This window comes from Halomonas sp. ND22Bw (assembly GCF_003011945.1).
GTDB classification, from domain to species: Bacteria; Pseudomonadota; Gammaproteobacteria; order Pseudomonadales; family Halomonadaceae; genus Halomonas; species Halomonas halophila.
This window is the reverse complement of sequence record NZ_PXWD01001745.1, coordinates 1-238: the sequence shown is the minus strand read 5'-3', so window position 1 is coordinate 238 and position 238 is coordinate 1. Positions and strand designations below refer to the sequence as shown.

General features: G+C 65.1%; 1 protein-coding gene. It reads right to left on the bottom strand.

Going from position 1 to position 238, the window contains the following annotated elements; translation table 11 throughout:
* The coding region (locus CVH10_RS24270; RefSeq protein ID WP_181244756.1) for a ribose-phosphate pyrophosphokinase-like domain-containing protein at positions 1-177 on the bottom strand (177 nt) is incomplete at its 3' end.
* Between the last annotated feature and the right edge of the window lie 61 nt (positions 178-238).

The window sequence follows — 238 nt, the reverse complement described above, 5'->3', positions numbered from 1 at the left end:
CGGATAGGAGGTCGACTGCAGGATGAAGACGTCCTCGCCGCGGACGTTTTCCTCGATGATGGCGAAGACCTCGTTGTCGGCGAACCGCTTGACCTGGGCCTTGGTCAGCGGCGCATCCAGGTGGTCGGCGATCGCCTGGGACAGTGCGCGGTTGGAGTGGCCAGAGAGCAGCTTCATCGGCCGGTCATCCTTTCGCCGTCATCCGCCCCCCATGAACGGCGGTCGGTTGGCGCGCTCT